Origin of the sequence: Amycolatopsis sp. CFH S0740 (assembly GCF_004522315.1) — a bacterium.
Classification (GTDB): domain Bacteria; phylum Actinomycetota; class Actinomycetes; order Mycobacteriales; family Pseudonocardiaceae; genus Amycolatopsis; species Amycolatopsis nivea.
In genome coordinates, this window is record NZ_SDLS01000016.1 from 1 (window position 1) to 18,875 (window position 18,875).

The 18,875-nt window shown below is 66.8% G+C and carries 16 protein-coding genes; 9 read left to right on the forward strand and 7 right to left on the reverse strand.

Annotation, left to right across the window (positions count from 1 at the left end; all coding sequences use genetic code 11):
- Nucleotides 1-522, forward strand: a 522-nt coding sequence (locus tag EIZ45_RS46500; protein WP_370318179.1) for a hypothetical protein, incomplete at its 5' end; no start/stop codon positions are given.
- A 196-nt stretch (nt 523-718) separates the two neighbouring features.
- Here the strand turns inward: EIZ45_RS46500 and EIZ45_RS25390 are convergent.
- Nucleotides 719-2,098, reverse strand: a complete 1,380-nt coding sequence (locus EIZ45_RS25390; protein WP_205669878.1) for a DUF4041 domain-containing protein — start codon at nt 2,096-2,098, stop codon at nt 719-721.
- 25 nt (nt 2,099-2,123) lie between these two features.
- On the reverse strand, nt 2,124-3,392 hold the full coding sequence (locus tag EIZ45_RS25395) for a hypothetical protein (RefSeq protein ID WP_134662682.1): 1,269 nt from the start codon (nt 3,390-3,392) through the stop codon (nt 2,124-2,126).
- Between the two features lie 547 nt (nt 3,393-3,939).
- Between EIZ45_RS25395 and EIZ45_RS46910 the strand changes: the two genes are divergently transcribed.
- The 6 genes from EIZ45_RS46910 (at nt 3,940) to EIZ45_RS25415 (ending at nt 10,374) form a co-directional block, all read left to right on the forward strand.
- Nucleotides 3,940-4,242, forward strand: a complete 303-nt coding sequence (locus EIZ45_RS46910; protein WP_240690605.1) for a hypothetical protein — start codon at nt 3,940-3,942, stop codon at nt 4,240-4,242.
- A 24-nt stretch (nt 4,243-4,266) separates the two neighbouring features.
- Nucleotides 4,267-4,938 carry a hypothetical protein gene (locus EIZ45_RS25400; RefSeq protein ID WP_240690604.1) on the forward strand — a complete coding sequence of 224 codons (672 nt, stop codon included), beginning with the start codon at nt 4,267-4,269 and terminating at the stop codon, nt 4,936-4,938.
- A gap of 436 nt (nt 4,939-5,374) precedes the next feature.
- Nucleotides 5,375-5,971, forward strand: a complete 597-nt coding sequence (locus EIZ45_RS25405) for a hypothetical protein (protein WP_134662681.1) — start codon at nt 5,375-5,377, stop codon at nt 5,969-5,971.
- Nucleotides 5,972-5,979: 8 nt separating this feature from the next.
- A complete protein-coding gene (locus EIZ45_RS25410; protein ID WP_134662680.1) occupies nt 5,980-7,275 on the forward strand; it encodes a helix-turn-helix domain-containing protein in 1,296 nt (431 codons plus the stop codon).
- A 306-nt stretch (nt 7,276-7,581) separates the two neighbouring features.
- A complete protein-coding gene (locus EIZ45_RS47395; RefSeq protein WP_255443396.1) occupies nt 7,582-7,704 on the forward strand; it encodes a hypothetical protein in 123 nt (40 codons plus the stop codon).
- A 723-nt stretch (nt 7,705-8,427) separates the two neighbouring features.
- Nucleotides 8,428-10,374 carry a sigma-54-dependent Fis family transcriptional regulator gene (locus EIZ45_RS25415; RefSeq protein WP_205669876.1) on the forward strand — a complete coding sequence of 649 codons (1,947 nt, stop codon included), beginning with the start codon at nt 8,428-8,430 and terminating at the stop codon, nt 10,372-10,374.
- A 47-nt stretch (nt 10,375-10,421) separates the two neighbouring features.
- Here EIZ45_RS25415 and EIZ45_RS25420 read toward each other — a convergent pair whose 3' ends face one another.
- The 4 genes from EIZ45_RS25420 to EIZ45_RS25435 are packed head-to-tail and all read right to left on the reverse strand — an operon-like array spanning nt 10,422 to nt 14,846.
- Entirely contained in the window at nt 10,422-12,044 is a 1,623-nt protein-coding gene (locus EIZ45_RS25420; protein WP_134662679.1) for an NAD(P)/FAD-dependent oxidoreductase, read from the reverse strand.
- A 28-nt stretch (nt 12,045-12,072) separates the two neighbouring features.
- Nucleotides 12,073-12,954: a crotonase/enoyl-CoA hydratase family protein gene (locus tag EIZ45_RS25425; RefSeq protein WP_134662678.1), complete on the reverse strand. Its 882-nt coding sequence runs from the start codon at nt 12,952-12,954 to the stop codon at nt 12,073-12,075.
- A gap of 14 nt (nt 12,955-12,968) precedes the next feature.
- Complete coding sequence (locus EIZ45_RS25430; protein WP_134662677.1) at nt 12,969-13,946, reverse strand: nitronate monooxygenase family protein; 978 nt, start codon at nt 13,944-13,946, stop codon at nt 12,969-12,971.
- Nucleotides 13,947-14,846: an SMP-30/gluconolactonase/LRE family protein gene (locus EIZ45_RS25435; protein WP_134662676.1), complete on the reverse strand. Its 900-nt coding sequence runs from the start codon at nt 14,844-14,846 to the stop codon at nt 13,947-13,949. It lies immediately after the preceding gene.
- Nucleotides 14,847-15,024: 178 nt separating this feature from the next.
- Between EIZ45_RS25435 and EIZ45_RS25440 the strand changes: the two genes are divergently transcribed.
- Nucleotides 15,025-16,590 carry a long-chain-fatty-acid--CoA ligase gene (locus EIZ45_RS25440; protein ID WP_240690603.1) on the forward strand — a complete coding sequence of 522 codons (1,566 nt, stop codon included), beginning with the start codon at nt 15,025-15,027 and terminating at the stop codon, nt 16,588-16,590.
- A gap of 17 nt (nt 16,591-16,607) precedes the next feature.
- A complete protein-coding gene (locus tag EIZ45_RS25445; RefSeq protein WP_134662675.1) occupies nt 16,608-17,756 on the forward strand; it encodes an acyl-CoA dehydrogenase family protein in 1,149 nt (382 codons plus the stop codon).
- 39 nt (nt 17,757-17,795) lie between these two features.
- Here the strand turns inward: EIZ45_RS25445 and EIZ45_RS25450 are convergent, their stop codons facing one another.
- A complete protein-coding gene (locus EIZ45_RS25450; RefSeq protein ID WP_167756556.1) occupies nt 17,796-18,692 on the reverse strand; it encodes a LysR family transcriptional regulator in 897 nt (298 codons plus the stop codon).
- Nucleotides 18,693-18,875 lie beyond the last annotated feature (183 nt).

Below are 18,875 nucleotides of genomic sequence, written 5' to 3' on the forward strand. Positions count from 1 at the left end.
CAGGTCACAGCCGGTGGCAGCGTTTTCGACCAGGACAGGCTCGCCAGGGTCATCGTCGACGGCAAGGGTGTTGCCGTGCCGTTCGACGTGGTTCGCCGGCGTTGGGCGTACCCGTTTGCTCCAGGTCAATTCGTGAGAAGGCGGCACGGGTCCTTCACCGCTGCGTCCGGGGCGGTGCCGGCGGTGGCGTTTCGTCGTCTAGCTCGAGGGGCAGGGCGAGCCGGATGCGCACGACCGGTCGGGGCGAAATCGGCGGCCGCGGAAGTTGGACCAGGCTTCTTGCAGGCGATTGGCTCTACCGATCCGCCCGAGACTACAGCCGATGGCGACAGCGTCACCGTCTCAGAGGCAATAAGCGTCGAAGCTGACGCACCGCGTGTTCGGCTGAGGATTGGTGCCACCTCAGCTCGACGACTCGTCAAGATCGTTCGTACAGAGTTCGAAGCGAACGGTACTCCCGGCAGAGAAAACCGGCAGCGCACGCGCGAGTTCCAGAACGCTGATGCAACCTTGGCCGCGTGACGTGGGCTGCAACCGTGCATCGCTGCCGGCGGCCGACCCCGCCGCGACAGCTTCACCGGCTGGGAGCGAACCAGCCCTACTTCATGTTCGACGGTTTGCTTCGGCTGCCAGGAACACCTACGGTGACGATGTGCCTCGGGGCGGCATCGCTGGGCACATCGAACACCGCGAACCCATCGGCAGACTGCCCACACCATCATCGATGGGGCACACTGCTTGACGTCTCAACGCGTTTCGGTTCCGGCCATGTCGGGCGGCTCTGGTAGTACTGCGACGCCTCCGGGGTCTCGTTGAATTCCAGGATGTTGCCGAGTTTCGCCGCTAGCGCGACGCGGATCTCCTGCGGTGTGACGAAGAAGAACTCGCGGCGTAGATTGACCCGGTTCAGCCTGCGGTCGGCGAACATCTTGTGCAGTTCACTTTCGAGCGCGACCGCATCCTTCGAAAAATGCAATAGGTGAGTATCGAAGGGGAACGGCACCGAAGCGTCGCCGAGTTCCAGAATCCGGTCGCGGGGTTCGAGGCGGCGGGTCATCCCGATCTTCACGACGTTTTCGCCGAAGGCTCCGATGTTGCTGATGACATAGACATAGCCCGCTCGGATGTTGGCGATTCGGTAGTCGTTCTGCTCTATCGCGTCCTGGATGGCGGACAGGCGTTCGCGCACCTCGTCAGCTTGTTCCTGCTGGCCCTCCGCCGCTAGTTTCGCCAGTGCGTTGGTGTAATGGCCCAGCTCCTTCTCCAGCTGTTCGCGCTCGGCCTGCAACTCCGCCTCGGCACGTTTCTCTTCACGAAGCCGTTCGCGTTCCGCCCTGGCTGCTTCGCGTTCCTCTTGGACCTTGATCTGATAGTCACCGGTCATCTCGATCTCACGGAGGCGGAGCAGGTGGTATTCGGGAGAGACGCGCATTTCCATCATCTTGCCGAGTTTCGCGATCGACTCGACTGATCTGTCGAGGCGCTGCTTCGCCGACGCCACCGTGCCCGCGCGTACAGATCGGACGCAGTTGTCTGCCTCCGAGTTGTAAGCCCGCAGCATCAGCTTCGAGAAGTCGGCAGTCATCTTCCTGCCCTGCGCAAGCGAGTTGTTGTAGGCAAACCGATCGCTCGCGAGGATCGCGGTGCCGTTCTTGACGAACGCCTTCGCCGCCAGGCGGATCTCGGCCAATGCTTCCTTGTACTGCTCGGCGGTCTCCAGCGGATGGTGGTACTCGTAGATCCCGACTTGTTGGAGCAAAATCGCGTCGTCGAGTTCTACCAGTTCACGTTTCGCCTGGTCGATCTGCTTGCGGATCGCCTGCAGCTCCCGCCGGGCCGCGGCGCTGGGCTCCGCCTGCCTGTCGGCATCTCGTGCGGTGTCATCGCCTGATGCGGGTACCGTCGCAGGCGAATCACTCTCGGCCGGCGGGTCCGCAGCGTCGGGCAGCTTCCGCCCGTCGGATTCGTCGGAGACCCAGAACTGCCAGTCCGGGGGCGCCGGAGGCCATGAAGGGTGCGGCTGCCAGCCCTCCGGAGGCACCCATCCGGGATCCGGGGGCGGCCATCCCGGAGGCGCGACGAATCGAAACTTGCTCACCGAGTTGCTCCGTTGGGGCAGGAAGTCATCCGCGAACACCGTTCTTGTCATCGATCGGGGTAAGGCGATGCGGTGTCTTCGACACGATGGCTCGAAGGTGTTTCAACGTTTCGGACGGGGTGATCCGGGACAGATCGATGTCCACGAAGCCGGCGCGATCCACGGCCAGCGCGACGAGCTGGACGAATACGTCTTTGCCCACGGCGGGATCGACGTGGTTGACTCCGCCGGCCAGCGAGATGCTGTCGATCGTCCCCGCGCGGTCTGACTCCCACACCTCATGCACGGTCCGGAGCGTCATGTTGTTGATCAGGTCGGCATATCTCGTCGCGATGTCCCTTTGCGTCAGCTTGGTTTCTGTGATCTCGTCGGAACTGCGGACGTACCGGAACGATTTGGTCGACGGAATCGCCTCCGGCGGCGGGAACACGAGCGTGATGGACAGTTCCCGCAGGTCCGAGCTGTACGAGAAGTCGACATCGCTGCTGGCGGCGATCACGTCCGGATAGATCGAGTTGCCGAACACGATGCCGATGTACTCTTCGACTGCGTCGGATTCGCCTGCTGCGAGCCGCTTGATCAGATCGTCGAGTCGTGCATTCTCCGCGTCGACGATCCGTTGGCGCTCCTCGCATTCTGCGTCGTAGCGCTGCCGATCACTGGCAAGCTGGCGCAACCGTGCGTTCTCGGCGGCCTGGTGGGCCTGCACTGCGGCCAGCTGCCGGCCCGGGATCTGGGCGACCACTGCTCGCCACTCCGTGTGCGCTTGCTCGAACTCCGCCTGCGCGACGGCGACCGCCGCGGCGTGTTTCTTCCTGGCGAAGACTGCCGAGATCCCGGTGGTAGGCGCCGGGGGCCAGAAGCGAGGCTCGGGGGGAGCCGGGATCGGCGTGGGTGCGGGCAGCGCCGCCAGATGCGCTGATTCGAACTGAGGATGCTCCGCGACACGGCGAAGCTTTTCCAAGTCAACGAAATCGTCGACAGCAAGTGTCGATTCCAGCACGCTGTCGATGGCCGCGAGCTCTTCCCGCAGGTCCGCGTTCAGTGACTCGGCCTTTGACTGCTGCGCCTCGACGTGAAGCCGCTTCGCCTCACGCACGGCTTGTGTCGCCGCCTGGGCCTTCGTACGCGCCAAGCGCTCGCGCGCCGCTGCCGCGGCGGCCTGGGTGCGAAGCATTTCCCGGTGAAGACGCATCCGTTCCCGTTCGGCGGCCGCCGCTTGTCGTGCCTGCTCCTTCTGCGCCTTGGCCGCCTGATACTGCAACTCGGCGAAGAACCCCCGGCGACGACTCATCGATGTTCCTCCGGCTTCAACAATCTCAGTGCTACTTGCTATCGCAGGGGAGAACAAAACGTTTCACGCCGAGGTCAGCCCGCCAGGGGGGCCAACTCAGCCGAAAGGCTGAGGAAGGCGCTGGGGATCGGAGCGCAACGGTCCCGCGCATTGGCGCGGATGGTGCGTGCGGAGTGGCGCGACAGAGTGGGTATGACGAGCGAAACGTCGATTTGAGAGTTCTCGGCTACCGGGTGAGTGGTTAGCCGGGCGGCATCGTTCCACGCATCCGCCGTGTTCCGAGTGAACACGTGCAGTTTCGATAGTTGGAGTCAGGGGCCACGAGCGCGGGGCCGGAGACTTGAGGCCTCGTGGTAGCTGGGTCGTCGCAGTTCGGGTAGTGTGTCGACCAGGTAAGGAGTCCGGGATCGGACCTGGACCACCGCCGACTTCTACCAGCCGGGTATGGAGCGCGGGATCGTGCCCGCGCCACCACCGGATCCTGTAACTCACGTTGTCCCAGGTCTGTGTGCCCAGTGGGCGCGCAGACCGGAAGGGTTTCTTTGCGATGACCGTCTACTCTCAGCATCCGCAGCGCGGAAAGGTACAGATCCTGGCCACCTATCGCGGGTGGGGCGGGATGGTGGCCTCGACGGTGACGAGCGTCGAATCCAGCACGGCGGCGAGGCTGATTGTCGATGCCTTCAACCGGGTCTCGGCGTGTGCGACTGTGCCGGTGAGCGTGCACGACGAACGCGATCGACAGGTCAACCACTATCCGAGTAGCCACCTCGCTGCGCTGACCGATCCCGCGGCGCGTGTCAGCCTGCTCGAAGGCACGCACAGTCTGTGGTACGAGCAGGTAATGTGACAGCTCCACGAAGCGCTGACCGATTTGGACGCGGCGACCGCGGCAGTGCCGGCCCCGGTCCGTACGGCGGTCGAGGCGGAGCTGGAAACGGAGGTGCGCTGGCTGGCCGCGGCGCTCGCCGAGTACTCGGAGGGGGTCGAGATTCCCGAGGACGAAGCCCAGCGCGTCTGGGATTTCGAGAATCCGATCGTGGTGTTCGACGAGCGGACCGGTCTCGGCCGCCGTGACCGCATCATGCTGGACCACGTCGAGGCGGGAGCTGACGACCGGGAAGTTCATGAGGCCATCATCGATGAGCGGTTGCTGCTCGACGTTGCCGCGCAGACCGGCAACGTGGAGGCTCGTCTGCGGCTGGAGGACCTGTCGATCGCTGCGGAACCAGAGGACCCGGACGGGTTTTTCCTGAGCGTGGAGGCTCCTTTGCCCGGTGCCGATGGCGACCGAGCACAGTGGGGCGTGGCGATCGACCGTTGGGAGGCGGACGAACTGGATGAGGACGGCTACCCTGTCGAGTCGCACAGCGAGCCGGTCATTCGCTGTGTGCTTGCCACGCGACCGGCGATGGCTGACGTGCTCGCGCTGCTGGACCTCACCACGAGCCAGGAGAAATTGGCGGCATGGGCGCAAACCCCGGTCGGTGAAGCTTTGCGCAACACCGTATTCGTTGTGACTGAGCGTTGCACAGACGAAGGATAGCCCCGCCGCTGAGCCCCTGTACTACGGTGGGTGCGGCTCCAAACCTTGGACGCACACCTGTGACCGGACATAGTGTCCGGCGCTGGGTGTGCTGAGGGGCTTGAAGTCCGTAACGTTGGGCCTGCGGGGAAGCCACGAGCGTGGACGAGGCGTCGTGTCCAGTCGCCGGACCAGTTCCGCTCACGCAGGAAAACTCCTCGGTCGCGAACGCGTCGGCGCGCACGGAGGACCATCCCCGCTCGCGCACGGAGAACCAGGGCGAGTCTCCGCGCCGTCCGTCGTCAGATAGATGCGGTGCTCGCCGCCAGCGCCATTGAATTGCAGGCTAACGCCGTCACCGTTAGATCACTTGCAGATCATGAGTGTCCCGGGTGAAACATATTCGGCGCATGCGGCGACATACCTCTGTCAACTTCGGCTGCAGAGGGGAGAAACGGTGGATGCGGCGACCGCGGCGCTCCTGGGTGCCAGTATCGGCCTGGCTGGCGCGCTCGTTGCACCGGTCGTCACGGCGTATCAAGCGAAGCGGGCCAAGCGTGAAGATCTGATGCGCGAGGCCTACGCTCGTGGCTTCGCCTGCCTGGCGAGGATTCCCCGGTGCGATACATCGGCCGAGCATGCGCGGCTCCGGGACAAGATGCTGGAAGCTCTTGCTCATATCGATATCGTCGGCACTAAGGCGACCAGCGACCATTACAGCGCGCTTGTCGAAGGCTATGAGACGTGGAAGATCGGCGGCGGCACCAGCGAGATATTCGAAGCGAGCGCGAGGAAGTTCCAGGCATCGGCTCGGACTGATATTGCGTCGGCTGACGCGAGCAGGTCATCGGCAGCGGCTCTCGTCAGCCGTGTAGTGGTGATCGTGCTGGCGCTTGCTTTCTATTGGTGGGCGCGGTTCCCTGCGCTGCTCGAGTCGGCGGATCGGGTCCTCGGCGGGATCGAGTTCGCTGTCGCTGCCGTCGCGACGATGTTCGGTATTTTCGCTGCCGCCGCGACTACGATCCGGCTGGTCAGGGCTGCACGCTGGAGTTGAACGCGGCTATGACGATCATGTGGTCCCGCATACACGCGGAACTGGGGCTGAATCCGTGCCCGCTGACGTACTCGATGATGACACGCGCTGTCGATGAGCAGGTCGCCGAGAACGTCGATCTGGACTGGAAACAGGCGTTGCCGGCCGACGTGGAGAAGAAGCGCTGGGAGTTCGCCAAGGATGTGGCGATGCTGGCGAACACCCGAGGCGGACTGATCGTCTTCGGCGTGCGCGAAGAGGACGAGCGCGCCCAGGAGTTGGTTGGCGTGCCCACCGGAGAGCGTCATCGCCAGCGACTGCGGGCGCTGGCGCATGGTCGAGTGCGGCCGATGGTCGACGGGTTGTTGATCGAGGCGCTGGACGACGAGAGCGGCGAGCGAGGACTGATCGTGGTGTTCGTGCCGCCCAGTTCGGATGCACCGCATGTGGTTGGTGATAAGAACGAGATGGGCATTCCGTACCGCGACGGAACCGATACCCGGTGGATGACCGAGCACTTGCTGGCTCGTGCTTACCGTGATCGCTTCAATCGCCGAGGAGACGATCGTGCGGCGTTGCGCACGCTGGTTGCGGAGTTGCCGGATACCGGGAACGGTGTCTGGGCGTTCGTGTCTGCCTCTCCGACCGCGCCGGCTCCACCGCAGTTTGGCCGACCCGATCCCGGCGGGGTGATCTCGACGATGCGAGCGTTGCCGGCGCTGGCTGCCGAGGTCGCTGGAAGCTCGTACCGCGACGGCCCGTTGCTCAATCACTTGCTGGACAGCGCGATAGGCAACCCTCGTATCGGGTTGCGGCGTTGGGTTTTCCGGTCGGACTATTACTCGACAGATCCGCACGCAACAGTCGACTGGGCTGTGGTGGAGTTGCATCACGATGGGTCCGTGGCGCTCGGGGTACGAGTGGACCGGCTCGTGCCGGCAGCGGTGAGCGGGGAACCGCCTGCATCCGAGGTCGAGGTCAGTTGGGTGCCGATCAAGCTCCTCGACCAACTGGTAGTCGAAGCCGTCGCGTTGTCGGCGTTGCATGTCCGGAGCCTGGGTGGTGTTGGTGCCACGTTGATCCGAGTCGATCTGAGTCGCGACGCGCCGAAGCCCATGGTGGCCGTGGACAATATGGTGGGCGGCGGTTATGTCTCCGCCCTCTTCGGACCGGTCCCCGGTTCGCGGGCGCTGCAGCGCGCATGGGATGTCGAAACCGGGTACATGGCGGCAGACGATGTGCCGGGATTGCGGAACGCGGCTCGCCAACTCACAGACGACCTCAACCATCAGTTCGGCATCCGTGCTTCATCTGTGCCTGAATAGGAATTCGCCGGGCTTCAGCAGCAGGTTAGGCGCGGAAACTTTCCCCGATCGCTGGGCGACCAGAAATCCGGCCACTTCGCCCACTGCTTCCCACGTCGCTTCCGGTAGGTTCGGTCCTCCGGTAGAGCGCGAAACGGGGCCTTCTCGTTCCGTGAGCGGTTTCCGCAACCCCTCGGCCGCGAATGAGGCAGCCGGATCACGTTGCCACTGCCCGACTTGTCCGGCGTCGGCAGCCACGGAAAGGAGTTCGCCGCCGAGGTTCGACGATTGGTGCTTGTGCCGCTGTGCGTCCCGGTAAAGGTCGTCATGTTGGTCACCCCTCCGGGACAGGGCAACGACCTGGACAACCTGGCTCTCACGGCGCTTCCGACGGTGCAGCGTACGTTCCCCTCCTCGGCGATCATGACCTACGAGGACATAGAACGATGACACGTCTGAAGGCATTGCAGCAGTTTGGTCCGATCCGCCGGAGCGGTAAGTCGCCCCAGGTTTCGCGGGCGGTGTGGGAGCTGGGCGGCGGGCAGCGAGAACAGTGCTTTGGTGAGGTTCTTGGCGTCGGAGTTCTCGGGGATCCACCAGCAGACGGTCTTGCCGGCGGCTTGGCGCGATCGCGTTCGGCGCTCGAAGTCGGTGGAGCGAAGCTGGACTTCAAGGCAGTAGCCGGGTTCGTGGACGTAGACGTCGGCGTGGGTGGACGGGTGTTCGGGCGTGGCGGTGTAGCCGAGTTGCCGGGCGATCCGTGTCAGCCGCGTCTGCGTCCACTCGTGTTGCGGAGAAACCGGGCCGCCTCCGCGATCGTGGTCTGGCCAGTGGCCGCAGGAGCGGTCTACGGACTTGAACCGGAAGAAGCGCGGGTTGCGTCTGTTGTGCAGGTTCTCGCACGAGAGAAGTTCGACCTCGCAACCAGGTTCGAGACATGCCAACGGCGGACGCGGGGACTGCCGGACGACGGCCCAGTCCTCCGGGTCGCCGACCCATAGAGGCGACGATCGTGGCTGGTGCCGGAGCTGAGCATGTCGCTTGCGCTGCGGATGGCGGCACGGGTCCATACCTCCGTTATCCCACAATCGACGAACCCAACTGCTTTTCGTAATCGCTTGATCTCTCTGAGTAGCTTTCAGGCCCGCGGAGATACGCTGCATTGATCGCAAGGTGTCGCGCGTCGGCGCTCGAGATGCCGAGGCGGCGAAGTGTGTCTCGATTTCGGACAGTTCCTTGACACCGTGTTCTGGTTGGCTGTCCGGGTTAAGCTTGACCAGGCCTTCGTCAATGGTGAAGGGGGCGCCGATGCACCGGAATGGGCAGGCAGCCGGGCTGCGCGGCGAGCGGGAGCGGCTGCTCGACGGGGCGCTGGACGACCATGCTGACTCGTCGTTCCGTCAGGAGATCATGTCTTCCTGGCAGCGGTGCAAGCTGGTCGGGGTGCGTCCGACCAGCGAGGAGGTGCCCTATCAGGCCGAGTTCGAGCGGCCGAACCGGTTGCTGCGCGCGGCGGGGCCGGTGATCGACCGGCTTGCCGAGCAGCTGGAGGACGGGCCGGTGTCGATTCTGCTGGCGGACTCGGAAGCGCAGATCGTCGAGCGCCGCGCCGGGAGGCGGGAGCTTGCGGACGCGCTCGACAAGGCGCTGGTCTCTCCGGGTTTTCTCTACGCTGAGGAGTTCACGGGCACGAACGGGATCGGCACCGCGCTCGAGGCGGCGACGCCGTTCATGGTCTCGGGGGCCGAGCATTTCCGGGAGAATCTGCAGGAGTTCACCTGCGTCGGATCGCCGCTGAAGCATCCCATCACCGGGAAGGTCGAGGGCGTTCTGGACGTCACCTGCCGGGTAGGGGACACGCACGGGGTGATGAAGCCGCTGGTGCTCGCCGCGGTGCGGGAGATCGAGTCGAGGATGTACGCGGACGCTTCGCGCCGTGAGCAGCTGCTGCTCGAACACTTCCTGCGGGCCAATCGCCGGGCGACCTCGGCAGTGCTGTCGCTCAACGAGGACGTGGTGGTCGCGAACACGGCCGCGTCGGCTTTGGTGGATTTGTCGGATCAGGCTGTGCTGTGGGAGTGGGCGTGCCGGGTTCTCGGAGCGCGCGACGAGTACACGGGCGAGGTCCAGTTGGCCGGTGACGTGGTCGCGCTTGCGCGGGCCACTCGGGTCGGGGAGAAGGGCGCGCCGGCGGGAGTGCTGGTGGAGATCCGTCCTCAGTCGGTGGCGGACGGCCGGGCGACGACCGCCCGGCGGTCGCCGGGCCGGAAGCGGGCTCCGGTGGATGGCCAGTTGCCGGGCCGCAGCGTCGCGATGCGGCGGCTGCGCGACGACCTTGCGGCGGCAATGGGCGAAGAACGACCGCTGCTGGTGTGCGGCGAGCCCGGCTCGGGAAAGCTGCATGTCGCTCAGCATCTGCATCAACGTCGCGCGGATCGCGACCAGCTCACCGTTCTCGACGCGGTGGTCGCGCCGGACGATCCGGGCGGCTGGCTCGCCCGGGTGCGCCAGGTGCTCGCCGACGGCGGCACGCTGGTGCTCCGGCACCTCGATCGGCTCGAGCCGGGGCTGGTCGATCGGATGGCGGCGGTCGTCGACGACGCTCCGCCGGGCAGGGTGATCGCCACGGCCCGCTGCCGGGGCGGTTCGGATCCTTCCGGACGCCTGCTGGACCACTTTCCCTTCTCGCTCACGGTCCCGCCGCTGCGGTACCGGTCGGAGGACATCGCGGATCTCGCGCCGGTGCTGCTGGCCGCGCATACGGGCCAACGGCCGGTTCCGCGGCTGCTGCCGGGCACGGTCCGTGCGCTCGAGGCGCTGGATTGGCCTGGCAACGTCCGCGAACTGGAGGCGGTGCTGGCGACGGCGGTGCGCCGCTGCCTGGGGTCGGACATCAGCCAGGAGCATCTGCCTCCGGAATATCGCTCCGGCACCCGGGCTGGCGCCGCGTCTTTGGAGCGCGCCGAACGGGCCGTGGTGCTGGAGGCGCTGGTCGAGACCCGCGGGAACAAACTCGCCGCGGCCGAGCGGCTCGGGATCGCCCGGTCGACGCTGTACCGGAAGATGCGCACGCTGGGGATCGACGAGAAGCACCTGCCGGGCGCGGCGCGGCCGCGCTGACGACCAGAACGGCCCGGACGGAATGTCCGGGCCGTTCTCGTAGCGGATCAGCTGAAGTCGTATTCGCGGTATCCGGCGTCCTTCACCTCGGTCCACTTGCCGAAGTAGGCGGGAACGCCGCCGGAGTAGTTCAGCATCTGCGCGGGCTTGCCGGGGACGTTGGCGCCCCAGTACCACGACCGGGCCTTGGGGAACAGCGATCCTTCGAACAGTTCGTCCACGTGCGCGCCCCAGTCCTTTTCGGCGTCGTAGGCCGATTCGAAGCGGGTGTGCCCGTTTTCCCGGACGTGTTCGAGGAACTCGACCACGACGTCGCCCTGGTATTCGGCGGAGGTGGGGCCGTTGCAGAAGCCGGACGGGCTCTGCGGTCCGTAGAGGAACAGCAGGTTCGGGAACCCGGCGGTGGACAGGCCCATGAAGGTGTCGACCCGGTTCGCCCACTTCTCCTGCAGCCGCTCGCCGTTCGCCCCGCGGATGTCGATCGCGAGGATGCCGCCGCGGTTGTTGTCGAAGCCGGTGGCCAGTGCGATGACGTCGCACTCGATCAGCCCGTTCTTCGTCACCACGCCCGTCGGAGTGACTTCGAGGACGGGTTCGGCGTTCTGGTCGACCAGCCGGACGTTGTCCTGGTTGAACACGTCGAAGTAGTTCTGTTCCAGGGCGGGGCGTTTGACGCCGAACGGGTGCGGCGGCTCGGCCGGGGCGAGGAGTTCGGCGGTGGCCGGGTCGTGCACGCGGCCGTGGACCTTTTCCCGCCAGAAGTCGTAGAAGGTCCGATTCGCCTCTTCGTCGGCGAGCAGGTCCTGGTACATGCCCAGCCACAGCGGGAAGCCGCCGTCGGCCCAGAACTTCTCGTAGGTGGCGCGGCGTTCGCCGGGGGAGACCTCGGAGGCGTTCGCGGGCATGAAGTCGAAGTCGAATCCGGCGAAGGCCTCGTACCGGGTCGTGAATCGTTCCGGGAGATCAGTGCGGATCTCGTCGTTGTCGGTGCGGTCGAGCTGGCGTTGCCGCATGGGCAGCGCGAGGTTCGGGGTGCGCTGGAAGACCGTGACCTCCGCGGCGTCGCGGGCGGCTTCCTGGACGACCTGGACGCCGCTGGCTCCGGTGCCGATGACCACGACCCGTTTGCCTGTCATGTCGAGACCCTCCTGCGGCCAGCGCGCAGTGTGGTGGCATTCACCGGCGAAGGTGTCCAGGCCGGGGATGTTCGGGTAGAGGGGTTTCGCGCCGAAGCCGGTGGCGATGATGACGTTGCGTGCCTTCTGCTGCTTGCCGTCGGAGGAGTGCACCGTCCATTCGCGACGGTCCTCGTCCCATTCGGCGCGGTCGGCGAAGGTGTTGAATTCGATGTCGCGGGTGAGGTTGAGCTTGCGGTTGATGTGGTCGAAGTAGTCGCGGACGCCGGCGTAGTCCGGGTACCGTTCGGTGAAGTCGTAGTCCTTCCAGAGTCCCTTGTGGGAGAACTGGTAGATGTGGCCGACGGTGTCGGTGCGGGCGCCGGGGTAGCAGTTCCACCACCAGATGCCGCCGAGGCCGCCGGCGGCGTCCCAGACCTTGACGGTGAAACCGAGGTCTCGCAGCCGGTCGAGCTGGTAGAGGCCGGAGAATCCGCCTCCCACGACCAATACGTCGAGTAGATCGGTCCGGGCGGGCGACTTCGCTGTCGTCATTGCACTCTCCTTTGTGGATCGAGACTGTTCAGTGCGGTTGGGTCCACTCGTCGTAGAACGGCGGAAGATCTGTCGAGGCGCGGGTTGTGAAGGCCGGCGGGCGTTTCTCGCGGAACGCGGCGACGCCTTCGGCTCCGTCGGCGATGCTCGTGTAGAACATCGCCAGCGAGTCGATCCGGTGGGCGTCCGCTGGGTTGGGCATGGCCGAGTTGCGGTACATCATCTGGCGCGTCAGGGCAGTGCCGACGGCTGAGCGGTCGCGGGTCCAGCGGTCGGCGAGTGCGCGCGCCGCGGGGATCAGGTCGCCGGGTTCGTGCACGGAGCGGGCGAGCCCGTGCCCGACGGTCTGGTCCGCGGTCAGGATTTCCGCCGAGTAGACGAGATCCAGCGCGGCGGGCATGCCGACGATCCGCGGGAGGAACCACGTCGAGGCCGCTTCAGGCGTGATGCCCAGCCGGCCGAACACCAGGCCGAAACGGGCGTCGGCGGACACCAGCCGGGCATCCATCGCGAGCGTCATCGTCGCTCCGATCCCCACCGCCGCACCGTTGATCGCGGCGATGACCGGTTTGCGGCACGCGTGCACGGCGAGCGTGACCCGGCCGCCGGTGTCGCGGACCCGGCGCAGCGCGGGATCGGACAGGTCGGCGAGGTCGGAGATCGTCGGGCTCCGGGTTTCGTCGAGGCCGAAGACATTGCCCGGGCTGGTGAGGTCCATCCCGGCGCAGAACGCGCGTCCGGCCCCGGTGACGATGACCGCCCGCACGTCGTCGCGGTCGTTGATTTCGGTGAAGGTGGCTTCGAGTTCGTCGGCCATCTCCACGGTGAAGGCGTTGAGCTGATCGGGCCGGTCCAGGGTGACGGTGAGGATGCCGTCGTCGACGTCGTGTCGCACAGTGTGCGGTTGCACTGGTTCTCCTTGGGTCAGGTGAGGGTCGAGGGCAACCGGTCGCGCATGATTTCCTCGGCGCGGGCGACGATGCCGGCGACGATGTCGGAGCAGCTCGCGACGGAGTCGATCAGTCCCTGGGACTGGCCTGCCCACCACATGCCGTCGTCCATCCGGCCGTCTCGCAGCACGCGGCTGCGCCCTCGGGCTCCGGAAGCGAGCTCGGCGACGTCGTCGAAGGTCGCTCCGGGCCGGCGCGACCGGGTGGCGATTTCTTCGGAGATCGCGTTGCGCGCGACCCGTGCGGTGTTGTTGAACTCGCGGAACACCAGCTGGGTCGAGCGTTCGTCGTTGGCGACGATCTGCCGTTTCACGTTGTCGTGCACCGGTGCTTCGGCGCTGGCGACGAACCGGGTGCCCATGTTGACGGCGCTGGCGCCCAGTGCCAGGGCGGCGACGAGGCCCGCGCCGTCGGCGAAGCCGCCGCTGGCGATCAACGGGACGCCGATTTTGCGTGCCGCTGCGGGGATGAGCACCAGCCCGGGGACGTCGTCGTTGCCAGGGTGTCCCGCGCATTCGAATCCGTCGATGCTGACGGCGTCCACGCCGAGTGTCTCCGCCTTGAGCGCGTGGCGCACGGTCACCGCCTTGTGGATGACCTTGACCCCGGCCGCCTTGAACGCCGCGAGGTGTTCGACGGGGTTGCTTCCGGCTGTCTCGACGATCCCGATGCCGCTGTCGATGATCGCGTCGCGGTACTCGTCGTAGGCGATCGGCGTCAGGGTGGGCAGGATGGTGAGGTTGACGCCGAACGGCCGGTCGGTCAGGTCCCGGCAACGCTGGATTTCCTTGACGAGCGCTTCCGGCGTGGGTTGCGTCAGCGCGGTCAGGAAGCCGAGCGCTCCGGCGTTCGCCACCGCGGAAATCAAGTCCGCGGTGCCGACCGCCGTCATTCCGCCGCACACGATCGGGTGCTCGATGCCGAAGGTCTCGGTGAATCGCGTCGTGATCATTCACGGCATCCCGGCGTGCGGAACGTCCACCCGGACCGCGTGGACTTGTCCTTCGCGTGCGGCGGACCGGGCCGCTTCGTCGAAGTCGGGTGCGACGCAGAGGAACAGCGTCTTTCCGTCGTCGCCGCCGAGCCCGACCGCGAACACGCCGTTGGGCGCGGTGCTGACCTCGTCGAGGATCTCGCCGCCTTCGGCGATGCGCACGGCCCGCTGGTGCGCGCAGTCGGCGACCCAGATCGCTCCCTCGGCGTCCATGGTCAGTCCGTCGGGAACGATCGTGGCTCCCTCGATCCGCTTTTCCCACTTGGGCTCTTCGCCCGGGTCGCCGTAGGCGGCGAAGTCGCGGCGCGGGCCGAGGGTGCCGTCGGCGCGGATGTCGAACGCGGACACCCGGTTGCCGAAGAGTTCGTTCACGATCAGCGTTGTGCCGTCCGGCGAAATGACCATGCCGTTCGGAAAGGACAGTCCTTCGGCGACCGTCCGCGAGGTGCCGTCGGTGTCGACGAGGATCACGGAGGCGAATTCGTGGTCGGCTCCGCCCATCAGGTCGAAGCCGAAATGCCCGACGTAGGCTTGTCCGTTCTTCGCGACCACCATGTCGTTCGCGTGGCCGGTGCAGTGCGCCGAGATGTCGGCGTGCTCGACCAATGTGCCGTCGGGCTCCTGTCGCAGGACTTTGCGGTCCTTCATGGACACGACCAGCATCCGGCCGTCGGGCAGCCAGCCCAGCCCTGAGGGCTGCTGGTCCACGACCGCGACCTGGTCGATGCTGCCGTCGGGGTTCACGGCGTTGACCGTGTACGTGTAAAAGTCGACGAAATAGAGCCTGCCTTCGTGCCAGCGCGGCCCCTCGGTGTAGGTGAAGCCCTTGGCTATCACCGTCGTATCCCGTTGTGCCATCGGCGATCGCTCCTTCGGTGCGGTCCGGAAGTGACTGCCGACACTGTCGGCTGCGATCGGGGCCGGGAACTGTCCTGTTTCGCTACATCCGCGGGAATCGGTTGCACCGTCGCGAAATGGGACAGTTCCCGCCGCCGCGAGCGACGATTCTGATGGCCCGACAACGGAAGGAGCGCGGGTGTTCGGAACGATGATGGACCGCCCTTTGCTCGTCAGCTCGCTGCTGCACCGGGCGGAACGGGTCTTCGGGGATCGCGTGAACGTCAGCTGTGAAAGCGGGGCGGTCCGCCGCGAGTTCACCTACCGCGACCTCGGGTCGTCGGCCCGCCGGCTCGCGGCCGCGCTGCGGAGCCTCGGCGTGCGGGAGGGGAGCCGGGTCGGTTCCCTCGCCTGGAACAGCGACCGGCATTTGGCCGCGTATTTCGCGGTGCCGGGCATCGGCGCCGCGTTGCACACGATCAACCAGCGGATGCCGGCCGAGCACATCGTCTACTCGGTCAACACCGCCGAAGACGAAGCCCTGCTTGTCGAGGCGGACCTGCTGCCGCTCGCGCGGGACATCCTGCCCGCGATGCCGACCGTGCGGCACGTCGTCGTGCTCGGGGAGGCCGACGCCGACCTCCCCGGGGTGCGGACCTGGTCCTTCGACACGCTGGTCGCGGAAGCCGCTGAGCTGAACGAGTTCCCGGAGTTCGACGAACGCACCGCGGCGTCGATCTGCTTCACCTCGGGCACCACCGGCAAGCCGAAGGGCGTCGTCTACACCCACCGCAGCACCGTCCTGCACGCGCTCGCGATCTCGACTGTCGGCGGCGTCGAGGTCTCCGGGGACCGGGCGTATCTGCTCGCGTGCCAGATGTCGCATGTGAACAGCTGGGGCGTGCCCCACGCCGGCCCGTTGCAGGGCGCGCGCCTCGTCCTTCCCGGTCCGCATCCGACCCCGGCCGAATTCCTCCGGCTCATCTCCAGCCAGGCACCGGATGTTCTCGTGGGCGCGCCCGCGGTCGCGGCGCTGATCCGGGACGAGTACCGCGCGCGGCCGCAGGCCTACGACCTGTCGTCGCTGAAGACGTTGTGGATGGGCGGGCAGACCCCGCCCGCAGCCCTGGCTGCCTGGTGGGCGGAACACGGCGTCGCGACCGGAAACGGGTGGGGGATGACCGAAACCTCGCCGATGGGCACCTACTGCGCCGGTCCCGGGCATCAAGGCCCGCCGTTGCCGCTGTTCGAGATCCGGGTGGTCGACGACCAGGGGCGGGAACTGCCGTGGGACGGCCGGTCCGCCGGCGAACTCGAAGCCCGTGCACCGTGGGTGACCGGCAGCTATCTCGGAGCCACCGGTCCGTCGGAATCTTTCCGCGACGGCTGGCTGCGCACCGGCGACGCCGCGGTCATCGCGCCGGACGGCGCGTTGCGGATCAAGGACCGGTTCAAGGACCTGATCAAGAGCGGCGGCGAGTGGATCTCCTCTGTCGAACTCGAGAACCACCTCATGCTGCATCCGGCTGTCCGCGAGGCTGCAGTGATCGGAATCCCGCACGAGAAATGGCAGGAGCGGCCGGTCGCGTGGATCGTGGCCTCCGCAGAAGTCGCCGACGACGTCCTGCGCGAGTACGTGACGGCGAAATTCCCTCGGTACTGGGCACCGGACGCATTTGTGCGCGTCGAGGCGATCCCGAAGACCTCGGTCGGGAAACTCGACAAGGCGGGCATGCGCGAGCGGCAGATCGCTGCACCGCGCTGATATCTCGAAAGGTTCCGATGAAACGCAGTCTCTACAACGAGGACCACGAGGCCTTCCGCGAGTCGATCCGGGGGTTCCTCGCCAAGCACGCCGCACCGCACCTCGACGCGTGGATCGCCGAGCGGGCGGTGCCGCGCGGCTTCTGGCGGGCCTGCGGAGAACAAGGCCTGCTCGGCCTGGAGATCCCCGAGGCGCACGGCGGGATGGCGGCGGGGGACTACCGGTTCAACGCGGTGCTGTTCGAAGAACTCGCCCGGATCAGCATGGCCCTCGGGTCGATGGTCGGCATCCACGCCGACGTCGTGACGCCCTACCTGGTGCGCTTGACCACCGAGGAGCAGCGACGGCGCTGGCTGCCCGGCGTCGCGAGCGGCGACCTGCTCGCGGCCATCGCCATGACCGAGCCCTCGACCGGTTCCGACCTCGCCGCGATCCGGACCCGAGCGGTCCCCGACGGCGACGACTGGGTGCTGAGCGGCGCGAAAACCTTCATCACCAACGGATACTCGGCCGATCTGGTGGTCGTCGCGGCGAGCACGGACCCGGAACGGCGGGCCAAAGGCATCACGCTGTTCGTCGTGGAGGCAGGCATGGCGGGCTTCTCGCGCGGACGGAAACTGGACAAGGCAGGGCAGCCGGAAGCCGACACCGCGGAACTGGCCTTCGACGAGGTGCGGGTTCCGGGCGCGAACGTGCTTGGCACGGTCGGCCAAGGGTTCTTCCACCTCATGGACTTCCTGCCGCAGGAGCGGCTCGGCTGCGCGGTCACGAACCTCGCGCACGCTGCGGCGGTGCTGGAGGAGGAGACGATTCCGTACTGCCGGGAGCGCATGGCGTTCGGTCGGGCGATCGGCTCGTTCCAGCACAACAAATTCCTGCTCGCGGACTTGGCGACCCGGGTGGAGGTGACCCGCGCCTACCTGGACGAATGTGTTCGCGCGCACTGCGCCGGTGAACTCACGCCGACCGAAGCGGCCAAGGCGAAATGGTGGAGTTCTCAGGTGCAGAACGACATTCTCGACCACTGCGTGCAGCTGCACGGCGGATACGGCTACATGGACGAGTACCGGGTTTCCCGCGCCTGGCGCGACGCCCGGGTCACGAAGATCTGGGCGGGCAGCAACGAAATCATGAAGGAACTCGTGGGGCGCGAACTGGGGTTCTGAGTCCGGTTGCGGCGGACGGGCCCGCCATGCCGGGCACAATCAGTCCACAGTGGGCAGAAGGTCTTCGGCTGTGCGCAAGACTGTCCGCAATGCCGGCGAGCGGTCGTCGCTGCGCCAGATCAGGTAGACGATCAGCGGCGGAGCCGGTTCGGCGAGTTCGCGGACGCGGACTCCGTCGAGGGGCAGGTGGGTGAGCGCGCCGGCCATGGTGAAGTGCAGGCCGACGCCGGCGGAGACGAGGGTGATGCTCGTCCACGTGTCGGGGGAGGTCTGCACGAACCGGACGGCGAATCCGGCGGCCTGGCAGCGTTCGACGAGGATGTCGCGGATCGCGGAGCCGAACGACTCGGGGAAGGCGATGAAGGGTTCGCCCCGGAAGTCGGCGAAGCGGATCCGTTCCGCGTCGGCGAGCGGGTGGCCCGCCGGGATCGCGACGACGCACCGGTCGCGGGAAACGGCGCGGCTCGACACGCCTGCGGGCGGGCGGGGGAATCGGGCCAGCGCGAGATCGGTCTGGTTGTGCAGCAGGTCGGAGACGGCCACTTCGCCGTAGCGGCCCGGCTGGAGCTCAAGGTCGATTCCCGGGTGCTGTTCCCGGACGGTGCGGGCGAGTTCGCCGACGGCCTGCTGTGCGGACGGACCGGCGAACACCATCCGGACGCGGCCGATCTGGCCCCGGTCCGCGGCCACGACCGATGCGCGGGCCTCCGCCTCCAGTTCCAGCATCGCGCGTGCCCGCTCCACCAGGGCGGCACCGGCCGGGGTGATCTCCACGCGGCGAGTGGATCGTTCGAACAGCCGGACCCCGAGGTCGGCCTCGAGCGCCCGGACGATCCGGGTCAGGTGCGGCTGCGCGAGGTGGAGGCTCTGCGCGGCGCGGCCGAAGTGCAGGTGCTCCGCGACCGCCGTGAACGCCCGCAGCTGCTGCAGGTCCATCGCGCCTCCCATTGATGCCGATCCGGCAACAGTAACACCGATTTGCGTATTGGACTTGCATCACTCGGAGCCGCATCATCGAAGCAGGGCACAGTTCGCCGGGACCCGGCGCGACAGCCGAGAAAGTGCATCAGACGCGACCTGGACGACTTCTCTTTCCCTTGCTCACGGCGGCGATAAGCT